The organism is Sporosalibacterium faouarense (assembly GCF_016765695.1).
GTDB lineage: Bacteria > Bacillota > Clostridia > Tissierellales > VENL01 > Sporosalibacterium > Sporosalibacterium faouarense.
Window position 1 is genome coordinate 1 of sequence record NZ_JAETGO010000025.1, and the last position, 26027, is coordinate 26027.

The 26027-nt window shown below is 30.8% G+C and carries 17 protein-coding genes and 1 other annotated feature; of the genes, 11 read left to right on the plus strand and 6 right to left on the minus strand.

The annotated features are described in order from the left end of the window. From JMO20_RS03800 to JMO20_RS03815, 4 genes are all read left to right on the plus strand, one after another. On the plus strand, positions 1-583 hold a 583-nt coding region (locus JMO20_RS03800), incomplete at its 5' end, for a hypothetical protein (RefSeq protein ID WP_202708208.1). Between the two features lie 462 nt (positions 584-1045). Beyond that, positions 1046-3403 carry a ribonucleoside-triphosphate reductase, adenosylcobalamin-dependent gene (gene nrdJ / locus JMO20_RS03805; protein ID WP_202708209.1) on the plus strand — a complete coding sequence of 786 codons (2358 nt, stop codon included), beginning with the start codon at positions 1046-1048 and terminating at the stop codon, positions 3401-3403. 278 nt (positions 3404-3681) lie between these two features. Next, positions 3682-4050 carry a PH domain-containing protein gene (locus tag JMO20_RS03810; protein ID WP_202708210.1) on the plus strand — a complete coding sequence of 123 codons (369 nt, stop codon included), beginning with the start codon at positions 3682-3684 and terminating at the stop codon, positions 4048-4050. A gap of 214 nt (positions 4051-4264) precedes the next feature. Continuing rightward, positions 4265-5485 (plus strand): IS256 family transposase, encoded by a 1221-nt coding sequence (locus tag JMO20_RS03815; RefSeq protein ID WP_202708211.1) that lies wholly within the window; start codon positions 4265-4267, stop codon positions 5483-5485. A gap of 326 nt (positions 5486-5811) precedes the next feature. On the opposite strand, the gene JMO20_RS03820 is transcribed toward JMO20_RS03815, so the two are convergent. From JMO20_RS03820 to JMO20_RS03845, 6 genes are all read right to left on the minus strand, one after another. Further along, a complete protein-coding gene (locus tag JMO20_RS03820; RefSeq protein WP_202708212.1) occupies positions 5812-7722 on the minus strand; it encodes an ABC transporter permease in 1911 nt (636 codons plus the stop codon). After that, entirely contained in the window at positions 7709-8473 is a 765-nt protein-coding gene (locus JMO20_RS03825; RefSeq protein ID WP_202708213.1) for an ABC transporter ATP-binding protein, read from the minus strand. The genes JMO20_RS03820 and JMO20_RS03825 overlap by 14 nt, the downstream gene beginning before the upstream one ends. 90 nt (positions 8474-8563) lie before the next feature. After that, positions 8564-9607, minus strand: coding sequence for a sensor histidine kinase (locus JMO20_RS03830; RefSeq protein WP_202708214.1), 1044 nt, complete (start codon positions 9605-9607; stop codon positions 8564-8566). After that, positions 9604-10278 (minus strand): response regulator transcription factor, encoded by a 675-nt coding sequence (locus tag JMO20_RS03835; RefSeq protein ID WP_202708215.1) that lies wholly within the window; start codon positions 10276-10278, stop codon positions 9604-9606. The genes JMO20_RS03830 and JMO20_RS03835 overlap by 4 nt, the downstream gene beginning before the upstream one ends. 148 nt (positions 10279-10426) lie before the next feature. Further along, positions 10427-10681 (minus strand): glutaredoxin 3, encoded by a 255-nt coding sequence (gene grxC / locus JMO20_RS03840; RefSeq protein ID WP_202708216.1) that lies wholly within the window; start codon positions 10679-10681, stop codon positions 10427-10429. Between the two features lie 122 nt (positions 10682-10803). Then, the gene (locus tag JMO20_RS03845; protein ID WP_202708217.1) at positions 10804-12246 is read right to left on the minus strand and encodes a hypothetical protein; all 1443 of its coding nucleotides are present in this window, start codon (positions 12244-12246) and stop codon (positions 10804-10806) included. 618 nt (positions 12247-12864) lie between these two features. Here JMO20_RS03845 and JMO20_RS03850 point away from each other — a divergent pair. From JMO20_RS03850 to JMO20_RS03880, 7 genes are all read left to right on the plus strand, one after another. Further along, the gene (locus tag JMO20_RS03850; RefSeq protein WP_207753428.1) at positions 12865-14109 is read left to right on the plus strand and encodes an MFS transporter; all 1245 of its coding nucleotides are present in this window, start codon (positions 12865-12867) and stop codon (positions 14107-14109) included. A 66-nt stretch (positions 14110-14175) separates the two neighbouring features. Beyond that, positions 14176-14685, plus strand: a complete 510-nt coding sequence (locus JMO20_RS03855; protein ID WP_202708219.1) for a GNAT family N-acetyltransferase — start codon at positions 14176-14178, stop codon at positions 14683-14685. A 153-nt stretch (positions 14686-14838) separates the two neighbouring features. Continuing rightward, positions 14839-18267 (plus strand): pyruvate carboxylase, encoded by a 3429-nt coding sequence (locus JMO20_RS03860; RefSeq protein WP_202708220.1) that lies wholly within the window; start codon positions 14839-14841, stop codon positions 18265-18267. Between the two features lie 240 nt (positions 18268-18507). Continuing rightward, positions 18508-19941, plus strand: a complete 1434-nt coding sequence (locus JMO20_RS03865) for an MATE family efflux transporter (protein WP_202708221.1) — start codon at positions 18508-18510, stop codon at positions 19939-19941. A gap of 325 nt (positions 19942-20266) precedes the next feature. Continuing rightward, a complete protein-coding gene (locus JMO20_RS03870) occupies positions 20267-21226 on the plus strand; it encodes a 3'-5' exoribonuclease YhaM family protein (RefSeq protein ID WP_202708222.1) in 960 nt (319 codons plus the stop codon). 98 nt (positions 21227-21324) lie between these two features. Next, positions 21325-21581 (plus strand) — a binding site (T-box leader). Between the two features lie 51 nt (positions 21582-21632). Next, positions 21633-24743, plus strand: a complete 3111-nt coding sequence (gene ileS, locus JMO20_RS03875; protein ID WP_202708223.1) for an isoleucine--tRNA ligase — start codon at positions 21633-21635, stop codon at positions 24741-24743. Positions 24744-25099: 356 nt separating this feature from the next. After that, a complete protein-coding gene (locus JMO20_RS03880; protein WP_202708224.1) occupies positions 25100-25963 on the plus strand; it encodes a sensor histidine kinase in 864 nt (287 codons plus the stop codon). Positions 25964-26027 lie beyond the last annotated feature (64 nt).

Here is a 26027-nt window from a genome sequence, read left to right on the forward strand (position 1 = left end):
AGATACTAAACAAGAAGATACTAAACAAGAAGATACTAAACAAGAAGATACTAAACAAGAAGAGGATAAATCAGCAGATAGTATAGAGGATGATAGTAGTACAAAAAATAATGATGATAAGAATATAGAAGATCAAGATAGTGTACAAGAAGAAAGTAAGCAAAATAATGATACACAACAGAGTGATATCGAAAATGATCCTTTTAGGAGAGAAGATAAGGAAAAAAATGATAATCAACAAGATAATTCAATAAATAATGGAAGCGAGAAAAATGATTCTCAAGAGAATGGCACTGAAGTAAATGATCCTAAAGGTAGTGAATCTGAGGAAAGTATATCTGGCGAAGGTAGTAGTCAAAATGAAACAAAAGAAGAAGAAACAACTCAACAAGATAATCAAGGTAGTTTAGAGAATGGAGAAGGTCAAGAAATTAAAGGTGAAGAAGATACTGATAATACAGTAGAATCAACCACTAATCAGAATGACTCTCAAGGGACTACCGATACAGAAACTGGTACAGAGGTGAACAATACAGAAGATACAAATACGGACTCAGATGAAACTACACAAACTAATCCTTAAGAAAATATAAATTAAGAAAGTTATTTAGTTCCTATTTAAACTGTAGGTAAAAAAGTAATTATTTAAAGAGGAATTATAATTAATAATGTATATTTGAGATTTAAACTGATGAGTATAAGTACTAGGGATACATTCTCTAGTACTTTTTTTACGTAAGTTGAAATAATGAAATACTTAAAATAATGAAGGAAAACAAATAAAAATATAGATAAATGACATTAACTATATATAGTGTATTTTGACATGTATTAGATACAATGCTACAATATATAGTACTTGGACAAACAGGGATTATCATATATTGTTATTAAGAGTATCGTAAAATCTATAGCTAAATTGTATCTATGGTTAAGGTAAAAAAAATTCTTATTATATGTATTCTCTGAAGAAAATGAGGTTAATGGATTAAGTTATTTTAGTAAAGGCTATTAATAAAATTTCAATATAAATAGGGGGTATTATATGACAAAAGTAGTTAAGCGTGACGGTGCTATGGTAGAGTTTGAAGCATCGAAAATCATAAATGCAATTCAAAGAGCTATGACAGAAACTAAAGAAGGCGTTGACTTGCAATTAATTGAAAAAATAGTAGATGATATTGAAGAAAAAATAAAGAATAGAGTTGACTTAATTAAAGTTGAACAAATTCAAGACTTAGTAGAAGATTTATTAATGTCAAGTCCTAGGAAAGATGTTGCAAAGCGATATATACTATATAGATATGAAAGAGATAAAACTCGTGATGCGAGAAATAAACGAATAGATGGTAGAGTATTAACTGATGAATTTATAAGTAAATATAAGCATAAACCATCTCCTATGAAGCAGTTAGGCAACTTTGTATATTATAGAACATATTCTAGATGGTTACCTGAAGAGAGAAGGAGAGAATATTGGTGGGAAACAGTTAGAAGGGCTGTCGAGTATAACTGCAGTTTAGTTCCTACAACAAAAGAAGAAGCAGAAAATCTTTATGATAATATATATAATTTGAGACAATTCTTATCAGGTAGGACCTTCTGGGTTGGAAATACGGATGTAGCAAATTTTTATCCAATGGCAAACTATAATTGCGCTTTTGAAATAATAGATAGCTTTGAATCCTTCCGTGACCTGTTCTATCTCCTTATGGTAGGTTCTGGAGTTGGAGTCAGAATATTAAAAGAAGATGTTGAGAAGATGCCTAAGGTCAGAACTGACTATAAAGTAATACATGAAGATTATAGTCCTACGCCTAAGGATGAAAGAGAGGATAATACTAGTCTTGAATTTGTACATAATAATACAGTTAAGATAAAGGTGGGAGATAGCAAAGAAGGTTGGGTTCAATCTCTTTATTACTTCTTTAAGATAATATATAGCAATGAGTATAGAAAAATTAAAACAGTAATAATAAATTATGATCATGTAAGACCAAAAGGAGAAAAACTAAGGACTTTTGGTGGAACAGCAAGTGGGCATACTAGTTTAAAGGCTATGTTCCATAAAATAGATAATACAATAAAGAAAACTGGTTTAATCCAAGGAAAGAGAAGAATTAAGTTAAATCCAATACAATGTATGGATATAGCTAATATAATCGGAGAAAATGTAGTTGTTGGTGGAGTAAGACGTACTGCTGAAATTGTATTAATAGACTCAGATGATGAAGAGTGTATTGAAGCAAAATCTAATCTATATAAGCAAATAGATGGACAGTGGATAGTTGATAAAGATATAGCCCATAGACAAATGAGCAATAACTCAATATATTATAGAAAGAAGCCTAGTCGTGAAAAACTTCACTGGCATTTAGAGCAAATGCGCTACTCAGGTGAACCAGGTTGGGTTAATGAAGTTGCAGGAAGAAAACGTAGGTCTAATATGAATGGAGTTAATCCTTGTGGAGAAATATTGCTTGATAATAAAGGGTTGTGTAATTTAACTACAATAAATGTATATTCATTTGTGCAAGAAGATGGAACATTAGATGTTGATGGCTTATTAGCAGCACAAAGACTATCAGCAAGAGCAGGATATAGGATGACATGTGTAGAACTAGAATTACCTAAATGGGATTCAGTACAACAAAGAGATAAACTAATAGGTTGCTCATTGACAGGATGGCAAGATATGGTTAACGCTACTGACTTGAATAGAGAAGAACAAGCATCCTTATTAGGAAAATTAAGAAAGGCTGCTAACGACGCTGCTGATGCATATGCTAAGGAGATAGGACAGGAAGCACCATTGTTAGTAACTACAGTTAAACCAGAGGGAACATTAAGTCAGTTGCCTACTGTTTCAAGTGGAGTACATTACTCACATTCACCATACTTTGTTAGGAGAGTAAGAATAAGTAGTGATGATCCACTAGCGAAGGTTTGTGAGGAATTAGGTTATCCTGTATATCCAGAGGTTGGTCAAGAATGGGATACATGTGTTACTAAGGTTATTGAATTTCCTGTAAAGGCACCTGAAGGAAAAACAAAATATGATATATCTGCTATAGACCAGCTTGAGAACTATAAGATGTTTATGGAAAACTACGTAGACCATAACTGCTCTATAACAGTTCATGTGAGAGATGAAGAATGGAAAGAAGTTGAAGAATGGGTTTGGAAAAATTGGGATGAAGTTGTTGCATTATCATTCTTATCATTAGATGATAGCTTCTATAAATTGCTGCCTTATGAATCAATAGATGAAGAGGAATATAATAGCAGGGTAGAGGAAATGAAACCTTTCATACCATCACTAATAAGTAAATATGAAAAGAATGAAACTGAATTTGATCTTGGTGATGAAGAATGTGCTGCAGGAGTTTGTCCAATAAGATAATAAAAGATAAAAACAATAATAAAGGTTGATGTGTAACAAGGGTAGAAGTCGAATCATAAAGAGATTTCTACCCTTTTCCTTATAATATGTAATATTTCCCGGAAAATAAAGGGAATTATTATCTTCATAAAGAAAGATATAGTATACGTTATATTGAACTTGTAAAAATATATTATTTAAAGAAGTTTAGATTTATAAAATAAGCAGTTACATCGGCATAGTACTTCAATCAAACTAATAAGTTTAAAATAATGATAAAAAACTAGGAGGTAGGGGTAATGGCTAATGTAAGTGAAATTTTATCTTGGACATTTGTAAGAGAGGCTGAAATTCCACAGGATGTATATGATGTTTTAGTAGAAGGTGAGGTTCCAGAGGCAGCTTATAAAACAGTTCGGGATGTAGCAGTTATAACTAATAAAAGAATCATAATTGCTGATAAGCAAGGTATTACAGGTAAAAAAGTAGAGGTTTACACTATACCATTCAAATCTATAGTTATGTATTCAAGTGAGAATGCTAAGGGAATATTAGACTTTAATGCAGAACTAGAGCTTTGGACTAGAGCTGGAAGAATGAAATTAAATCTTAAAAAAGGAATTGATATTCGTAAATTAGATAAGCTAATCGGTCAACATATCCTATAGAGGATATAAAATAATACGAATAAAGTATTAGAAAACTTGTTAAACAAGCTAAAATTTTGAAAATATTGTGGAAGGGGCAGGTCACTTTAGTGATCTGCCTTTCTGTAGTTATGTAAATAATAGGTAATGTAAAAAACTTTGTGTCTAAATGAATTGAATGGCTCCTTTCTGGCGATAATTACCAATAATAATTAAATCAGGGAGGAGTTTTGTTATGAGTACATTACCAAAGGAAGTTTTAAGAGATATGATTACAGAGGGTAATTTAAAAACATCAGAGGATTTACATTCATTCCTTAAAGATATGTTTAAGGATGCTCTACAGGAAATGCTTGAAGCAGAGTTAGATATGGAGCTTGGATATGATAAAGGTGAGAGAAAGAATAAGAAGACCGATAATCGTAGAAATGGACACACACCAAAGAATCTAAAGACAAAGTTTGGTGAAATGGAAATACAGGTGCCTAGAGACAGAAATGGCGACTTTGAACCCATAGCTGTGCCTAAGAATGTAAGAAATATATCAGCTATAGAAGAACAAGTAATATCCTTATACGCCAGAGGTATGTCCACTAGAGATATTCATGATCAATTGAACGATATTTATGGAATAGAGCTCTCGGCAGAGATGGTTAGTAAGATTACTGATAAGATATTACCTCGTATTAAAGAATGGCAAAATAGAGTCTTGAAACCTATACATCCATTTGTTTTTATGGACGCTATTCACTATAAAGTTAGAGAAGAAGGACGCATTAAAAGTAAAGCTGCCTATGTTGTTTTAGGTATAGATTTAGATGGATTTAAGGATGTCTTAGGAATTTGGATTGGTGAAAGTGAGTCTTCAAAGTTTTGGTTGGCAGTACTGAATGAACTGAAAAATAGGGGTTTAGAAGATGTCTTAATATTTAGTGTAGATGGTTTAACGGGACTTAAGGAAGCTATTGAAGCAGCTTATCCTAAAGCTGAAATCCAAAGATGTATTATTCATCAACTTAGAAATTCCTTTAAATATGTAACTTATAAAGATAGAAAAGAATTTGTTAAGGATTTCAAAGCTGTTTATACAGCTATAAATGAAGAAGAAGCTTTAGAAAATCTTTTTAAGGTAAAAGAAAAATGGGATAATAAGTATCCTTTTGCCATTAAGAGTTGGGAAGCAAATTGGGATATATTATCTCCATTTTTCAAGTTTCCTAAGGATATCAGAAGGATTATGTATACAACTAATGTCATCAAAAGTTTACATCGTCAATTTAGAAAAGTAACTAAGACGAAGTCTGTATTTCCTTCTGATCAGTCCCTAGAAAAAATGCTTTACTTAGCTAGTCAGAATATAATGAAGAAGTGGACCAGGAACTATAAGAACTGGGACTTAGTCCTTAATCAACTAATGATATTCTTTAAAGATAGGATAGAGCTCCATGTCTTATAATCCTTTGAAAATAATATCTTCTTCATTATAAAAATTATTGCCAAAACTATATAATTTTATGAATATATTTCTATAGTTTTGGCAACTCTATAATCGAATTTAGTACCAAATTATACTAAATTCTTCAATTTAATAATTATTGTCAGATAGGAATAAAATTCCTAAAAGCACAGATTAATTTACATACTCGTAATAAAAATATGAATATTAATATGAGAAGAATACTTACTTTATAAAACTAACTAGTTATAAAACAAAAAAAGCAATTATACTTAAACTAACTTAAGTATAATTGCTTTTTAAGTATTTATATAACTGATGTCGTGCTATTTTACCCCAATAATACTTAAAGACTTTCTTATAGTGCCAAAACAGAAGACGCCATATATAACTGTAAAAGCTGCTATACTAATTACTGTAGGTATTGTTAGGTCATAGTTCATTAAATCCATTAACACTCTAATGGCAAAGATACTGTGTATAGAACCTATTATCAGAGGTATTAAAAATGAAATACCTACTTGCTGTGAAATTGAATTGGTAATTTCTTTTTGAGTCATACCTATCTTTCTAAGCATTACATATTTTTCTTTATCGTCTAGAGCATCACTTATCAATTTAAAATATATTATACTACCTGTAGCTACTATAAATACTAAGGACATAAAGGCTCCTAGGAAATATACAACACCAAATATATCATATTTTCCTTTATGAGCTTGCATTTTACTATATAGACCAACGTTTTTAGGAATTGCTTCTCTAATTGAATTAATTAATTTTTCGGTGTTTTCATCATTATCAACAATTATTCCATCAAAGTAGTACTCTTTGAAGCTTTCACTTAATTTGGTGTAATCTTTATCAGAAACTATAAGAACTGAACTTGGAACTCCTCCTCCTAGTAAGGGAGTTTTAATTTGTTCTTTTATTTGAAAATCGGAATCATTTATATTAATAGTGCCATCATATTTCTTTAGTATAGACATCATAACTCCTGGGCTCTCAACATATATTACTTGACTTACCTCTTGACTATCATCTAGAGTGATATCACTATAATTTTTTTCATAGCTCTCGGGGTCAAGGTCTTTAACGATTTCTTTAAAATCAGTCAGACTCATTACTGCAAAGCTTCTATTGTATAGATTATAATTAGTAGAAAATTTATCAACAAATAATATCTTTGACTTTTTCCATAACTCTAAATTATGATTTGAATTGTCAATAACTGTTTTTATTGAATTATCTATATCTTCAGATTCAGCCACATAGCTAAATGTATAAGGCACTTCTGTTTCATAGTTTTTATTGACAAAATATTTTAATGAACTAACTGTACCAAAAGCAGTTATGGTGGTTGCTATTAGCACTGCTATAGTAGCCAGTGTTCTATAGTTTTTTCTTATTTTAAAAATCTGATTTGATATACTTACTAAATTTGTGCCCTTATATAATAAACTCTTTCTATTTGTTAAATACCTTGCAACTATCGTAAAGAATGATCCAAAAAGCCAATATGTCCCCCATACTACTAATATCAACGTAATCAGTATTCCTGTAAAGAAGCCAAGAATGAGGGCTTTTATGCTCACATAATACCCTAAACCTAAAATAGCAATTGAAAGAACTCCTTTAACATAACTAACCTTAGGAATTTGCTCTTCCTTTTTAGAAGCATTAAACAAATCAATTAGCTTGCTTCTAACAATGCTTATATATCCTTGAAGAGAAGTTAAAAAGAAAACTATGAAAAAGGTTATTGATGTTTCTATCAATCCTCCAGAGGATACAAAGAAATCAACTTGAACATTTAGAAGAGCCACTTTGGCTAACATCATTAAAAATAGCTTACCCAATAGAACTCCCAAAGCTAAGCCTACTATTATGGAAGTAAGACCAAGGAATAAGCTCTCTATAGCAAATATGGCTCCAATCTTAGATTTTTGTACGCCCATAAAAGTATATATTCCAATTTCCTTTTTTCGCTGATTAAGAAAGAAGGAGGTAGAATACCAGATAAAAAACACTAAAAATAATAGTAGTACTATTTGAGTTACATTAGCTGTTCCAGCTATTTCTCTAGTGTTAACTTGAGCTTTTAATACCTCAGGATTATGTTTCAAAGAAACGAAATTATAATAGGCAATAACTGAAAATATCATTGCCGCTAGATGCAATCGATATACCTTTAAATTACTTTTATAATTTTTATATGCTATGCTAAAAGTGTTCATGAGAGCCACCTCCGAAGGATGACAGCAGGTCTAGAATTCTATGGAAAAACTCTTTCCTAGATTCATTCTTATCAAGCCTAGCATAGATCTTTCCATCCTTTAAGAATAGAATTCTCTTGCAGTAGCTAGCAGCAAATGCATCATGGGTCACCATCATCACTGTGGTATGGAATTCTTCATTCATCTTAAGCATACTTTGGAGCAATTCAGCTGAAGACTTAGAATCAAGAGCTCCAGTTGGCTCGTCAGCAAATATAACTGATGGTGAAGTTATTAAGGCCCTAGCAGCAGCTGTCCTCTGTTTCTGTCCACCTGAAAGCTGATAAGGATATTTTTTGATATGATCCTTTATTCCAAAGAAGGAGCTGATTTCGTCAACTTTATTAAGTATATTTTTATGGTGTTTTCTTTCTAAGGCTAGAGGAAGGGCAATATTATCTTCCACAGTCATATTATCTAAAAGGTTAAAATCTTGAAAAATAAATCCTATGCTATTTCTTCTAAGCTTAGCTAATTCTCTATCCTTTAAATTGTTTAGTTCCTTACCTTCAAGAAAAATTTCACCAGAGGTCGGTTTATCAATCGTAGATATAAGATTTAAGAGTGTAGTTTTCCCTGCTCCAGAAGGACCCATAATTCCTAAAAAATCTCCTTTTTCTACCTTTAGGTCTATACCATCAAGGGCATTAAAGGAAACACCCTTTGTACCATATACCTTTTTTAAATTCTTAGTTTCTATAATAGTGCTCATAAATAAGCCTCCTTTGTATTTCTTTAATTTCATTATACGGGCTTTAATAGGTGACTACCATAGAATTACATTACATTATTAAGACCAAACTTACATTTCTGTCACATTGAGGTAATCAGACAGTTTATAGAAAACTATTGTAAACTCTGTAAATGAGTTAGGAACAGAGTTTACAAATATTTCATGACCTAATTTATCTATCATTGTTTTACTATAATAAAGCCCCATTCCTGTTGATTTAGCATGATGTCGTCCATTATCTCCAGTAAACCCTTTATCGAAGATTCTATTAATATCCTTCCTCTGTATACCTATGCCATTATCTTTGATCATTAATTTAATTGATTTATCATCTTCTTTAGCGTATACTTCTATTTTCCCATTATTATGTAAGTATTTATATGAGTTATTAAATAACTGCTGTAAAATATACGAAATCCACTTTTTATCTGTCATGACATGAAAGTTGGTATTATGTATATCTATTGAAATATTTTTAGAAATAAAAAAAGAAGCATTTTTTTTAATGGTTGGTTTTATTATGTTCTCAAGATTAATCTCTTCAATAAATAAGTCTTCAGAGTAATTTGAGGCTCTACTGGCATATAATATTTGGTCAATAAGAAATTTTATTCGTTCAAGCTCCATCTGTATATCTCTTGAAGTAGAAGACACTTCATCTGATGGAATACCGTCTTGTAATCTATCGGATATCAGCTCACATACTGATATTGGAATCTTTATTTCATGAACCCACATAGTTATATACTCATTGATTTCCTTTAAGGAATACTGTAAGCCTTTAGTTTCTTTTTCAAGTTCTTTATTTTTAAATTCAATTAAATCTTTTATAAGTTGAATCTCAAATGAGTTACCACTAGGAATTATATGCTCTAGATTATGATTTTTTTCAATAGCTTTAACATAATCCTTATAGCTATTTTTCCAAGATAAGTATCCCCAAAAGAAAAATATTAATGAGAAAATAAATAGGAGTAGGTCTAAATAAAGTATGTCATTTATGGATTGATTTAATGTGCTGCTAACAGCTAATATAGTGTCAATAATTAAAAGTATCATTATAAAATATACAATTTTCCATCTAGAATTTATTAAATATTTTATTAGATTCATAGTATCACGTATCCCTGACCTTTTTTGGTAGTAATAAAGTTATTTAAACCTAAGTCATTTAGCTTTTTTCTTAATCTATTAATGTTAACAGTTAAAGTATTGTCATCAATAAAACTTTCATCATTCCATAAAGCTCTCATGATTTTATCTCTAGAAATAATTTTTCCATTTTCATTCATAAGCAGATATAGTATTCTAAATTCATTTTTAGTTAAACTGCACTTTTTATCGTCATATAAAATTGAATTATCATACACGTTTAGAATTAAGTTATTGTGTTCTATTACTTCATGGGTATCATCACCATAGGAATAAGTTCTTCTTAATAATCCATTTATCTTGGCTAAAAGTACATCCATAGAAAAGGGTTTAGTGATATAATCGTCGCCCCCCATGTTGATAGCCATAACAATATCCATATTTGTATCTCTAGAAGACAGAAAGATGATTGGAACCTTTGAGATTTCTCTAATTTTTTTGCACCAAGTAAATCCATCTAAGTAAGGTAAATTAACGTCCATAATAACTAGATGGGGGTCATGCTTAGAGAAATCTTTTAGTAGATTATTAAAGTCTATATTCATTATCACACTAAATCCCCATTTTTCTAAACCTAATGATATTTCTTTACAAAGTGTATTATTATCTTCAACGACCATTATACGGTACATATACTCAACTCCTTTGGAAAAACCTAGGTAATATCATTACTATTATATACTAAATTGTATATGTAGATAGCTTTTTATAAAAAAGTACTTAATAAAAAAATAGCTGACTAAACCTAGTCAGCTATTTCTATCTTAAACTTATTTCTACTTATTTAAAAACTTCATCAAACTTCCCATCTTTATATAACTGAATTATATCATCACATCCACCGATAAATTTATCATTTACAAATATTTGAGGAACAGTTGAGCAACCAGTTTGTTGTTCCAATTCATCTAGTTTTGCATCATCATCAGAAATTTCAATTTCTTTAAAATCAATTCCTTTATTATTAAGTAATCTTTTAGCTCTTTTACAAAATGGACAAGTTTCAAATGTATATATTACTACTTTCTTAGCCATAATACACCTCCGTAATGATTTGATTTATTATACTTTTACCCAATTCTGAAAGGATAAATAGTAAAATGTAATTATATCCTTATAGATAATATATATAATTATATCATTTATTATTATTTATTCTATTTTTTCTCTAGGACATTCTTCATAATTTCTAACATGTTTTTATTATTAAAGTGTTCTAAACTTAGCGCTGTAGAGGCTTTGTAATTATGGAAATTATATTTAAGTCCTCTAGTCCCCCATAAAGAAATAACAGGTATTAGTATAATTAATATTGATATTATTATAACACGAATAGCTGTTAATAATATTGGAGAACTGATACCAAAGGATTTAACAGGGGTCTTTACTGCAGTTCCATCACTAATGACTAAATCGTCACTATCATCATAGTTAGAAGTGTAATTATATGTAGTGAATCTAATAGCGACTAATGCTAATATAGCTAGGGCTGTTAATATAATTCCTTGAATTATCAACATAGTGAAGAACTTATCAACAAATGATTGAATCCAATATTGAAAATTGTGGATACTTTCAGTACTTTGTGCTGACTGGATTTTGTAGAAGGTATTATAATATAATATCTTTGATATAAAGGGGAAAAATTTTAATAATCCTATTAGTATACTACTCAATCCTGCAATAATTAAGCCATTGGATAGCCATTTTATAGTTCCTTTAATGCTAAAGTTGGCTATTATAACTATAATAATAAGTACTAATAGTAGTAAGAGAATAGTTCGTAGAGTAATTGATCTTATTGATGAGATTAAAATCTTCAAACTATAAAAAGGATTTTCGACTTCATCAAAAGATTTTTCAAGGAATAAATTAAGATCAAAATAATCTTTATAATTATTAATATCAATCTTGGAATTAAACATTTCGCTTACTAAAGAATGACTTATTTCATCTATATTGTCAGATCTATTCTCCCTATAAACTTTAATTATTGTCAATATCATATCTCTGTCAAGATTTGAAGCTTTTACTATTTCTAAGTTTAGGATTTGATTAACAATCTCATCAGTTGTATCATTGTCTATTAGAAGAGCCATATATTTATTGTCTAGGAGCTTAATAACCTCGCCTATAGTTTCAATATCCTTATTTGTACTGGCTTGTTTCATTGCTTCAGTAATTAATCCCTTAAAGAAATTATCCTTAGCTATTTTAATATCAATTATAGGTAGGGCGTTAGAATCATCAAAGACAAAAGCAAAGCTTTCTTTAATTAATAGAGAGATCTGTTCTTCAACCCAATTCTGGTCTAGGTGTTCTAGTATAATTCTTCCCAAATCAACAGAGGCTAAGTTATTTTCCTCGAATTTATTTAGGGGCGGGCTCGCTAACTCATTAGCATTAATTCTATTAGCTTCAAGTCTATTAATAAAAATATCTTTGATAGAAGTAGAGATGTTATTCTTCTCAAATGAATTATTAAAATATTTTGATGATAAAAATGTAGAATTAAATGCAAATAATAGCTGTGAAAGGATTAAAACTAGTATAAATGAGAAGATAACAAAGGTTAAGAAGAAGCCTTTTATATATTTCATGCTACACCTCCTTTGCTTTAGTATAGTTATATTTTACATTATTCATTTGTTTTTTTACAGAATAATCTAATTTTAAATAAATTATATAGTTGAGAAAGCATACATTTATAGACTTAGTATGCAATTTTCTCAATCAAATATAGTGTAAGAAATATTACACTATTGAAAAAAAGAACAAATTAAATTATAATCATATTATGGATATAGGTAAAGGGGTATGAATATGCAAAAAACAATGGTGAAATTTAACTAATCGAATTAAATATTCTAGCTTTAATTATGAATTATAGATTTAATCTAAAAAGTCTTGCTAGCAAGGCTTCTTTAAGGAATCCATTTTTAAAGCTCTTAATAATTACACCATAAGCATAATTGCCTTAGATATCAATTGAAAGCAAAAGAATAATATTAATGGGATTACGTGCTTGTCAGCGCGATATTTTTATGCCCAATTTTAAAGAGTATAGAGATATATTTATTTATGCCATATATCCATATCTATGATATTAAGTATTAATTTGAAATCACGGCTGCTTATGAATTGTTTTTATATTCATTAGTAGCTTTTTTATTATTATAAAATATGAAAAACAACTATGAAAAGGAAAGGTGATAAATTTGAATAAAAAAATGTCAGCTTATAGAATTTACTTAATATTCGCAGGAGGAACAGCACTACTCTTCTCTTTATTTTTTACAGTTAGTCAAATATATAGAATTGAAGTTGCAGGCTTAAATCCATTGCAATTGGTCTTAGTAGGAACCGTTCTTGAGGCAGCTTGCTTTTTATTTGAAATTCCAACAGGAGTTGTAGCAGATATATATAGTAGGAAACTATCAGTTATTATCGGATTGATATTAATTGGCGGAGGATTTCTTTTAGAAGGTTCATTTCCCATCTATATAGCTATTTTAGCATCCCAAGTTTTATGGGGAGTGGGACATACCTTTTTAAGTGGAGCTAATGAAGCTTGGATTGCCGATGAAGTAGGGGAAAGGGAACTAGATAGACTATTTCTAAAGGGAGCACAAATAGGTCAAGTTTTCTCTCTTATAGGCATATTATTAAGCACAGCAGTCGGAGCAGTAATGATTAATTTACCTATGTTAGTCAGTGGGTTTCTTTTTATAATGTTAGCACTATTTCTAATGGCATTTATGCCCGAAACCAAATTTACTCCAATGCCTAAAAATGAAAGAAACACGTGGAGTAACATGATAAAAACCTTTAGTGAAGGTATATATTCTATTAAAGAAAAGTCTATATTAATAGTTATACTTTTTATCACACTATTACATGGATTGTTTAGTGAAGGGATCGATCGTCTTTGGAATGCTCACTTTATAGAAAATATAAAATTCCCAACTGCAGTAAATCTAAAACCTGTAATCTGGTTTGGAATAATAAATGCTGTGGCAATGATTTTAAGTATTATTGTGGTAGAGTTTATCAAAAGAAAAATGAATAAAACTGGTAGGTTAGAAAAAGTTTGGCTGTTATTGGGAATTAATGGAGTACTAGTTGGAGCTATAATTATATTTGGACTAGCAGGAAATTTTGCTTTTGGATTTGCTACCTATTTAACTCTATACATTATGCGAACTACTAATGGTCCTTTATATAGAGCGTGGCTGAACCAGAATATAAAGGCAAAGGTAAGGGCTACAGTGCTTTCAACATATGGTCAAATAGATGCTTTTGGCCAAATAATAGGGGGTCCTATTATTGGATATATTGCAGTAAAATACTCTATATCTGTTGCCATAGTAATAGCAGGAATCATATTATCACCTGTAATACTACTATACTTATTTTCTGCGAAGCAAACAAAGAGAGTAACTACAGAAGAAGTATCTTCATAAAGAGTAAATGGTATATTTGGATGGTAATTATGTAATTTTTTTGTTTTAAATAAGGGGGAGAGTATAATGTTAGTTATAGAAACAAAACGATTAAAAATCATACCACTTGATCTGAGGCAATTAAAAATTAGCTTAAATGATAGAGCTAGTCTAGCTAAAGAAATAAGTATAGGTATATGTAGCAATAAGTTAGATGAAATAATGAAGAGGGTATATAAGGTATCAATTAAAAGAATAAAAGAAGATCCCAATAATTATTTATTTTATACTAATTGGATAATAGTTGATAAAGAAAAAAATCATGAAGTTGGATCTATGGGGATTAAGGGCATTCCCAACGAAAAAGAAGAAATTGAAATTGGATATGGGATTGAAGAAGAATTCCAAGGCAATGGATATATGACAGAAGCGTTACAAGGCTTAGTAAATTGGGCGTTTGGTCAAACTAAGCATAAGATTAAGTTTGTAATAGCTTGTACTGTTGACTATAATAAAGCCTCTCAAAATGTACTAATCAAGAATGGATTTGAAATTTATAATGAAGAAGCTAATCATATTTGGTGGAGAAAAGGCTAATAAATACCCCTTCTATTTTCATTTAGAAGGGGTTATCTTTTTTAGATTTAGTTCTGTTAACAAAAAATACAAGCTATGACAGAAAAAAATGTATTAACAAAACGTAATAAAATTGTTACAATATAATAAAGGATGAATGGAGGAAAGTAAGATATGAAAAAATTTAAAAGAGTTTTAGTTGCAAATAGAGGAGAAATTGCAATTAGGATTTTTAGAGCATGTCATGAACTAGGCATAAGGACCGTTGCTATATATTCTGAAGAAGACAAATGCTCTCTATTTAGAACTAAAGCTGATGAATCTTATTTAATAGGAAAAAACAAAGGACCAATAGAAACATATTTGGATATAGAAGAAATTATCAATCTTGCACTTAAGAAAGGGGTTGATGCTATTCACCCTGGATATGGTTTCTTAGCTGAAAATTCAGAGTTTGCAAGAAAATGTCAAGAAGCAGGTATTGAGTTTATAGGTCCAACTTGTGAGATGATGGAAAGGTTAGGCGATAAGATAAAATCAAAACTATTAGCAAAAGAAGTAGGTGTTCCAACAATTCCAGGGACAAAAAAACCTATTTATAGTGAAGAAGATGCAATAAAATTTGCTAGAGATTGTGGATATCCTGTATTATTGAAAGCTTCTGCCGGTGGTGGAGGTAGAGGAATGAGACTAGTGACTGATGAGAATGATTTAATCAAGCAATTTCACAGTGCTAGAAATGAAGCAAAGAAAGCATTTGGATCAGATGAAATTTTTATTGAAAAATATCTTAAAAGTCCAAAGCATATTGAGGTACAAGTGTTGGGAGATAAATATGGTAATATAGTACATCTCTATGAAAGGGATTGTTCTATTCAAAGAAGACATCAAAAGTTGATTGAATTTACTCCTGCATTTTCTCTTTCGGCGGAAAAAAGAAAGCAAATATGTGAAGATGCCTTAAAAATAGCTAAGGCTGTAAATTATAGAGGTGCTGGAACGATAGAATTCTTAGTAGATATGGATATGAATCATTATTTTATTGAAATGAATCCTAGAATACAAGTTGAGCATACAGTGACTGAAATGGTAACTGGAGTAGATATTGTTCAGAGTCAAGTTTTGATAGCTCAAGGCTATTCATTAGATTCAGATGAAATAGGAATATATTCACAAGAAGATATAAAATTAAGAGGATATTCAATTCAATGTAGAATAACGACTGAAGACCCTTCGAATAATTTTGCACCAGATACAGGAAAGATTGATATTTATAGGAGTGGTTCAGGATTTGGAATTAGACTTGATGGTGGTAATGGTTTTACAGGTTCAGTCATAAGTCCATACTATGATAGCTTACTTGTGAAAAACACATCTTGGGCGAGAACTTTTAAGGATGCTGTGAGAAAGAATGTTAGATCTATTAAAGAATTTAAAATAAGTGGAGTTAAGACTAATTGTGCGTTTTTAATAAATATATTAAATCATCAGACTTTTATTGAAGGAAAATGTCATACTAGATTTATACATGATAATCCAGAATTATTTGAGATAACTCCAAAGGCAGACGGAGAGTTAAGAATATTAAAATATATTGGAGAAAAAGTAGTTAATGAAACCAAAGGTAATAAGGTGAATTTTGATGTTCCTGTTGTTCCAAGAGTAGAGTGGAGTGAAGATTTAAGAGGTACAAAACAAATTCTTGATGAAACAGGGCCAAAAGGAGTTGTAGATTGGATTAAGAATAATCAGAAGCTCTTGTTGACGGATACTACTATGAGGGATGCTCAGCAATCACTTATGGCTACAAGGATGAGAACTAAAGATATGATAAAGATTGCAAAGTCCACTTCTGTATTAGCTAAGGATCTTTTTTCATTAGAAATGTGGGGAGGAGCAACCTTTGATGTCGCCTATAGATTTCTCAAGGAAAGTCCTTGGGATAGACTGGCTGAATTAAGAAAGAGAATACCAAACATTCTATTTCAGATGCTTTTAAGAGGTTCAAATGGTGTGGGATATAAGAATTATCCAGATAATGTAATAAGGGGATTAATTAAGAAAGCGTCAACTAATGGAATAGATGTATTTAGAATATTTGACTCATTAAACTGGTTAGAAGGCATGAAGGTATCTATAGATGAAGTCTTAAAGAATGAAAAAATCGCAGAAGTATGTATGTGTTATACAGGGGATATCCTAGATAAGAGAAAAACTAAATATACCTTAGAATATTATGTGAATATGGCTAAAGAAATTGAAAAATCAGGGGCTCATATACTAGGGATTAAAGATATGGCGGCTCTTATTAAGCCCCATGCAGCCTATGAGCTTATCAGGATATTAAAGGATGAGGTAGATATACCTATTCATTTACACACTCATGATACCAGTGGAAATGGGGTTGCAACAGTCCTTATGGCGACAGAGGCTGGAGTAGATATAGTGGACACTGCATTTAATAGTATGTCAGGATTAACAAGTCAACCTGCTCTAAACTCGGTGGTAGCAGCTTTAAAAAATACATCAAGGGATACTGGGTTCAATACGGGTGATATTCAGAAAATATCTAATTATTGGAGAATTGTTAGACCTGTATATAGTCAATTCGAATCTGATTTGAAATCCAGTACAGCTGAGATATATAAGTATGAACTTCCAGGGGGACAGTATTCAAATCTTAAGCCTCAAGTCGAGAGTTTTGGTTTAGGGTATAGATTTGATGAAGTAAAAGATATGTATAAAACTGTAAATGGTATGCTGGGAGATATAATTAAAGTTACACCTTCATCCAAGGTAGTAGGAGATTTAGCCATTTTTATGGTACAGAACAATCTAACACCAGAAAATATATATGATAATGCTAAAGATATGGCTTTTCCAGATTCTGTAGTTTCATATTTTAAAGGCATGATGGGTCAGCCTATGGGCGGTTTTCCTGAGAAATTGCAAAATCTAGTGTTGAAGGACGAAGAGTCTATTACATGCAGACCTGGTGAGTTGTTAGAGGCTGAGAATTTTGATGATATGAAGAAATATCTATATAAAGAATTTGATATAAACGCCGTTGATGAGGATTTGATAAGTTATTCTCTATATCCAAAAGTATTTGAAGATTATTTGAAATATATTAAAGAATATGGAGATTTAAGTAGGATGGGTAGTGATGTGTACTTCCATGGATTATATGAGGGAGAAACCTGTGAAGTAACAATTGAAAAGGGTAAAACATTGATTGTTAAGCTATTAGATATAGGTGAAATAAATGATGAAGGAAAAAGAACATTGATATTTGAAGTAAACGGAAATAGAAGAGAAATTAAGATACATGATAAGGGTAGCAAAGTAAACTCCAAAGTAGAACAATTAAAAATAGCAGATCCATCAAATGAATATGAAATCGGAGTAAGTATACCTGGTACCATTGCTAAATTATTGGTAGAAGAAGGGGATACTGTAAAAGCAAATCAGACTTTAGCTACAGTTGAGGCAATGAAGATGGAAACTAGCATAAAATCAAAAGTTTCAGGAATAGTGGAAAGTATTCTAAAGAATGAAGGAGACCAGGTTAAGTCTGGTGAATTGATTATCAGATTGAAGTAAATATAATTGTAATTAACTATTTTCCCCATGAAAATTCATGGGGATTTTTATGACTTTTTTTATTGTATAGCTATCTATAAAAATTCCTTAAATTAGCCAATAAGATGAAATGTATTTTCTAAAAAAATAATAAAATTTTCTTATTGACTGTATGAATATAACAGTGGTAGAATATTGTGAGACTAAATTATTTAGTGAGTCGAAATAAAATATTGTGTAACTTCATAAGGGGGAAGGCAGATGGCTGAAAAGGCAGAATTAACAAAGTCAGAATATTCAATAGTTAATAAGGCTGAAGCAAATTTAACTAAATCAACATTTAAATTGGCTTTGCCTGCAATTGGTGAAATGATGATGCAAACATTACTAGGGTTTGCAGATATGGCAATGGTTGGAAGTTTAGGAGCAGCAGCAATTACTGCAATAGGATTAAGTGATATGCCAATGTCGACTGCCATGTCAGTGTTTGCAGCAGTAAGTGTAGGTACTACTGCATTAGTTGCCAGGTCCATAGGGGCAAAGAGACAAGAAGATGCTAATAATGTGGCGAAACAGTCATTAATTATAAGTTTTGCTATGTCTTTAATATTTACAACTTTAGCCTTTTCACTAGCTGAGCCAATAGTTAAGTTAATGGGGGCAGAACAAGATGTTGTTCCATTATCAACAGTATACTTTAAAACTGTAAGCTTAGGACTACCATTCATGATTATAGCTATGATAATGAGTGGTGTTTTAAGGGGAAGTGGGGACACAAAGACGCCTATGTATATAAATGGCTTGTCGAATGTAGTGAATATAGTGGGTAACTTTTTTATGATATTTGATAGTAGAATAGTGGAGTTTACTATTCCTCTAATAAATAAGCATATATCTATATTTATTCCTGGTGCTGGTATGGGAGTTGCTGGCGCTGCAATATCTACTACTTTGGCAAGAAGCTTAAGTGGTATTGTTATATTACTTATTCTTATGAGTAATAGGGGAGTTATTAAAATAAATATTAAAGAAAAATTAAAAGTGGATATTGTTATAATTAAAAGAATATTTAATATAGGTATTCCTGCTGCCATAGAACAATTCTTTATGAGATTTGGACAGCTGATATTTGGTAGAATAATTTCAAGCTTAGGAACTGTGATGTTTGCAGCCCATAGAATTACATTAATAGCTGAATCAGTATCTTTTATGCCTGGATTTGGATTTGCTTTAGCAGCTACTACTTTGGTTGGACAGTACTTAGGAGCTGAAAAACCTGATTTATCTGAAAAAAGTGGATTTACAGCAGTTAAAATGGCAGCTATAGTTATGAGTGCTTTTGGTATATTTTTCTTTGTTTGGCCAGATATATTTCTTAAGATATTTACTAGAGATAAGGAGATATTAGATAATGCCAGATGGTGTTTAAGAATAGTAGCGTTATCTCAGCCTTTCCTTGCAGCAACCATGGGGTTTGCTGGAGGTTTACGGGGAGCTGGAGATACAAAGTGGGTGTTAATAATTACTATAATAGGAATCTGGGGAATAAGGGTATCTATGGCACTATTATTTGTATATGTTTTCAAATGGGGTCTTATAGGAGCTTGGATAGCAATGAGTATTGATTTAATAATTAGAGGAACACTGTATTTCTTTAGATTTAAGAGTGGTAAATGGAAAGCTTTAAGAATATAGTAATTTTTGATATATGGAAGACTTGGTGCTCTTTATTAGCATTGAGTCTTTATTTTTACTAAAACTTGATTTTAAAGGTATATAAAGACTATAATCAATATAAGAGGATATATCTTTTTAGTATTATATAAAAGCGTAGTGGAAATCTATATAATCATGTAAACTCAGAGTCTTTATACAATATAAAAATATAGATTCAGGAAACTGAAAATTTAAATATATAGATGAGAGAATTGAGTATTTACAAATTATCATAGCTATAAGGCTTTTAATAATAAAATTTCTTAAGGCAATAATGTTAAGAGTTGAGAAAGGAGTTACTAAAATGGAAGTTAAAAAGATAAATGAATTTGTTGTAGGGGATTACATAGAAGGTTTTTTCTTAATTAAATCAGTAAATATTAAGACTACAAATAATAACAAAAAGTATCTAGATATAACTTTAAGTGATAAGACAGGGGAAATAAATGCAAAAATGTGGGACTGCACAGAAGAAGATGAATCAAAATATAAAGACAATTGTATGATTAAAATAAGAGGAAATGTTACTGAGTGGCAAGGGAATAATCAATTTAAAATAGATAGAATAAGATTAGCAAATGATGAAGATGATATTAATATAGAAGAATATGTGCAAGCTGCTCCAGAGGACCCTAAGTTTATGTATGGAGAAATATTAAAGTACATTGATAAAATAAAAAATCCTGACATTAATAAGATAACTAGTCATGTATTTAAAGAAAACAAGGATAAGCTTTTATATTATCCAGCTGCAAAATCGAATCACCATGCCATACGTTCAGGATTACTATATCACATTAAAAGAATGTTGATGACAGCTGAAAAACTGAGCGAGGTTTATTTAAATATAAACAAGGATTTTCTCTTTGCTGGGGTTATATTACATGATGTAGCTAAGATTTATGAGATGGACTCAAATGAGCTAGGAATAGTATCGGATTATACTAATGAAGGGCAGCTTTTAGGTCATATTATTCAAGGCATAAAAATAATAGATAAGGAAGGCGAGAAGTTAGGAATAGATAGAGAAGTCTCCATGTTACTTCAGCATATGATTTTATCCCATCATAATGAGCCTGAATTTGGTAGTCCAAAGAGACCTATGATACCCGAAGCAGAATTATTACATTACATAGATATGATAGATGCAAGAATGTATGATATGGAAAAAGCTTTAGAAGGTATAGAGCCAAAGCAATTTTCAGATAGAGTTTGGGTTCTTAATAATAGAAGGCTTTATAAGCCTGCAGTTAATGAGGAATAGAGGATATAATAGTATATATATTGAAAAAGATGTTAAAAATTTTAATATAATCTTGACAATGGAAGTAGTTTGATGTATCATTAACCAAAATATAAGTATAAATAGCTGTGATGAGGAGAGTAATAAAGAATAGTAGCTTTTAGAGACATAATCATTTGGTGAGAGATTATGAGTGAATATCTTTATGAAGATCACCTTTGAGCTGAATATTTGAATTAATAGTAGGATATTCCGTACTAATGCGTTAAATTATTAAGAGTGATAGGATAGTGATAATGCTATTTAAGTATTTACTACATAGCTAAATTGAAGCTATCTTATAATTTGGGTGGTACCACGGTAATTCGTCCCTAAGTCAAGTGACTTAGGGATTTTTTATTTAACTAAATTTGAAAGGGTGAAAATGATGAAGAAATTTAATGAGTTATCTCAACAACCAGTAAAGAATGTTGAACAAGATGTATCTAAATACTGGGATGAGATTGATCTTTTAAAGCAAAGTGTTGAAACAAGAGAAGGAAAAGAACCTTTTGTATTTTATGAAGGACCTCCAACTGCTAATGGTAAACCAGGAATTCACCATGTGCTTGCAAGGGCATTAAAGGATAGTGTATGTAGATACAAAACTATGCAAGGGTATCAAGTAAAGAGAAAAGCTGGATGGGATACCCACGGACTACCAGTTGAAATTGGTGTAGAAAAGGAATTGAATCTAAATAGTAAGCAAGAAATCGAAGAATATGGAATAGATAAGTTCAATGAAAAATGTAGAGAATCAGTATTTAAGTATGAGGGATTATTTAGAGAAATGACTAAGCGTATGGCTTATCTAGTAGATATGGATGACCCTTATATAACATTAGATAATGATTATATCGAGTCCGTATGGTGGATATTAGATAAATTCAATAAAGAAGGATATATCTATGAAGGTCATAAGATACTGCCTTACTGTTCAAGATGTGGTACAGGATTAGCATCCCATGAAGTTGCACAAGGATACAAGGAAATAAAGAGTAATACTGTTATAGCTAAATTTAAAAGAAAAGATGCAGATGAATATTTCTTAGTTTGGACAACAACTCCTTGGACATTAGCAGCTAACGTTTGTCTTACGGTAGGACCAGAAATAGATTATGTTAAAGTGAAATCTAGTGATGAAGTTTACTACGTTGCTAAAGCATTAGCTGATGAGGTAATAGAAGGTGAGTATGAAGTTCTTGAAGAGATGAAAGGTAAGGACTTAGAATATATAGAATATGAACAGCTCATGCCATTTGTTCAAACAGATAAAAAAGCTTTCTTTGTTACATTAGGAGACTATGTTACTACAGAAGATGGTACTGGTATAGTTCACACTGCACCTGCATTTGGTGAAGATGACTATAATCTTGGAGTAAAATATAACCTTCCAGTATTACAGCCTGTAAATGAAAATGGTAAATATACAACTACTCCTTGGGAAGGTAGATTTGTAATAGATGAAGATCTTAGTGTAGATATAATCAAGTGGTTATATAACGAAAATAAATTATACAAGAAACAAAAAATGGAGCATAATTATCCACATTGCTGGAGATGTGATACTCCACTACTATATTACGCTAAGCCAAGCTGGTATATTGAAATTACTAAACTTAAAGATAAATTAATTGAAAATAACAATAATGTTGAATGGTATCCAGATTATGTAGGAGAGAAGAGATTTGGTAACTGGTTAGAAAATCTAAACGATTGGGCAATATCAAGAAGTAGATATTGGGGAACTCCACTGAATCTTTGGGTATGTGATGAATGTGACCATATCGAGAGTGTAGGTTCAAGAAAAGAGCTTGTAGAAAAAGCTATAGAGGATATAGACGAAAGTGTAGAGCTTCATAGACCATATGTAGATGATATTCATCTAAAATGTGAGAAATGTGGAGAGACTATGACTAGGGTTAAAGATGTTATAGACTGTTGGTTCGATAGTGGGTCTATGCCATTTGCCCAACATCATTATCCATTTGAAAACAAAGAAAGCTTTGATGGAGTATTCCCAGCAGATTTTATCTGTGAAGGTATAGATCAAACTAGAGGATGGTTCTACTCATTACTAGCTATATCAACTTTTGTCACTGGTAAATCACCGTATAAGAGAGTACTTGTAAATGACCTTTTACTAGATAAGGATGGGAAGAAAATGTCTAAGTCTAGAGGAAATACGGTTGATCCATTTGAGATGTTCGATAAATATGGAGCTGACGTTCTTAGGTGGTACCTATATTATGTATCTCCAGCTTGGACTCCAACTAGATTTGATGAAGATGGATTAAAAGAGATAAATAGTAAGTTCTTTACAACAATAAAGAATGTGTATAACTTCTTCACTCTATATGCAAATACAGATGGAATAGATCCAAGAGAGTTTACTTTAGATTATGAAGAAAGATCAGAGCTTGATAAATGGTTATTATCTAAGTTCAATACATTAGCAAAGCTTGTTGGGGAAGATTTAAAAGTATTTGACCTAACTAAGGCAGTTAGAAAGATACAAGAATTCGTAAACGAAGACTTATCTAACTGGTATATCAGACGTTCAAGAAGACGTTTCTGGGCTACTGAATTAACTCAGGATAAGAAAGCGGTGTATAGCACAACTTATGAGGTACTAGTTGGTATATCGCAAATGATAGCACCATTTGCACCTTATTTATCAGAAGAGATATTTAGAAACTTAACTGGAGAAGCTTCTGTACATTTAAGTACTTACCCAGTTGCTAATGAGTCTCATATAGACAAGAAGATTGAAGAGAGAATGGACTTAGTTAGAACTTTAGTAACCCTTGGAAGAGCTTCTAGAGAGTCTGTTCAAATAAAGGTTCGTCAGCCAGTTCAAAAAGTACTAATAGATGGAAAGCATGAAGAGCTAATCTCTGACCTTGTACCATTGATAAAGGAAGAGTTAAACGTAAAAGAGGTTATTTTTGCTAAGAGCTTGAATGAATATATGGACTTTAACTTGAAACCAAACTTTAGAGTGGCAGGACCTAAGCTTGGACCAAAGGTAAAGGCATTTGGAAAAGCTTTAGCTCAACTAGACGGTTCAGAAATAGCACCAAAAATTGATAAAGGTGAGAGTGTTACTATAGACTTAGATGGTGAAAATTTTGAATTAACAAATGAGTTAGTTGATGTAAGAATCGAAGCTAAGGAAGGATTCACAGTATCTATGGAAGATAATCAATTTGTTATTCTAGATACTACTCTTACTGAAGAATTAATCAATGAAGGATTTGCTAGAGAATTTATATCTAAGATTCAGCAAATGAGAAAGAATAATGAATACGAAATGATGGATAATATCAAAATATTCTTCAATGGTGATGAAGAAATAACTAATGCAGTTAATATCCATAAGGATTATATTATGGAAGAAACTCTTGCGGTAAGTATAGAAGAAGCTCAAGACGAGGGATTTGAAACTCATGACTTGAATGGACATGATACTGAAATCAAAGTAGAAAGAGTAAAGTAATAACTAATTATTAATTTGAAAAAATAATATACTCCTTTTATGATAAGTGGATTGAGTAATAAAAATCTGATTATATCATAAAGGGAGTTTTTTTCTTAAATACTGAATTATTTTATTGTTGGATTTATGAGAGAAGATATAGTGAAATTTAATTCTTTAACTTAATGTTATACAGTTGGAAGAAAAATTATATGTTAGAGGATTATCTATTTGATTGTTGAATATATATATTGAGATAAAGGAAAAAATGTATAATGTTAAAGAACAGCTATAGCAAAATTTATAATTTATTATAGGGTTAAAGTACAATAATCTTAACTTTGAGGGAATTTTAGTATATATGGGAGTTGACATAAATGAAAAAGGTTACAAAACAGCTAAATGTTAATAAGACGGTAGGGACACTTATTCTTATTAATGCTATTCAAATTGCAGTTCTTTTTGCAATTATAATCTATGCTTACTTTATAATAGATAGGTCAAATTTAGAAATAGATAGTAATATTAATCTAGTTATATCTGTAGTATTAATAATAATAATTTTTAATAGTATCAGGTCAATTAAGGATATCTATTTATTGTCAAATATGAGGTCAAAAAATAATGTACTTGAAAAAACAGTCCATGAAATAGAAAGTTTGAATAAGAGATTAAGGGGCCAAAGACATGACTTCCTAAATCATTTACAGGTAGTTCATGGACTTATTGAAATGGATGAATATAATGAAGCAAGAGAATATATTCAGGAAATATATAAGGATATAAACAAAGTTAGCAGAATACTTAAAACATCAAATGTGGCAATAAATGCCCTGCTACAAGCAAAAATACAAGAGTGTGAAAATTCAGGAGTACAAGTCACTTTGAAAATATCATCCCATCTAGAAGAATTAAGGATACCTTCGTGGGAAATGTGTAGAGTATTGGGAAATTTGATTGATAATGCAATTTATGCTTTAGATCATACTGAAGACAAAAAGATAACGATAGAAATTTATGAGGAAATGTTAGGATATGTATTTAGAATTGTCAACACTGGAGAGTCAATTCCAGTCGAGTTACAAGAAAAGATTTTTGACGCTGGATTTACGACTAAAGGAAATGAAGGAGAAGGTATGGGACTTGCAATCGTAAAAGAAGTTGTAAGTGAATATGATGGAAAAATAGGACTTGAAAGTGACGATCATTGGACATCATTTACTATTACAATTCCATATTAATATCTGTTATATGATTGTAATGACGGTTTAGGACTCCAAGTGTATATTTTATAAGAAAGGTATT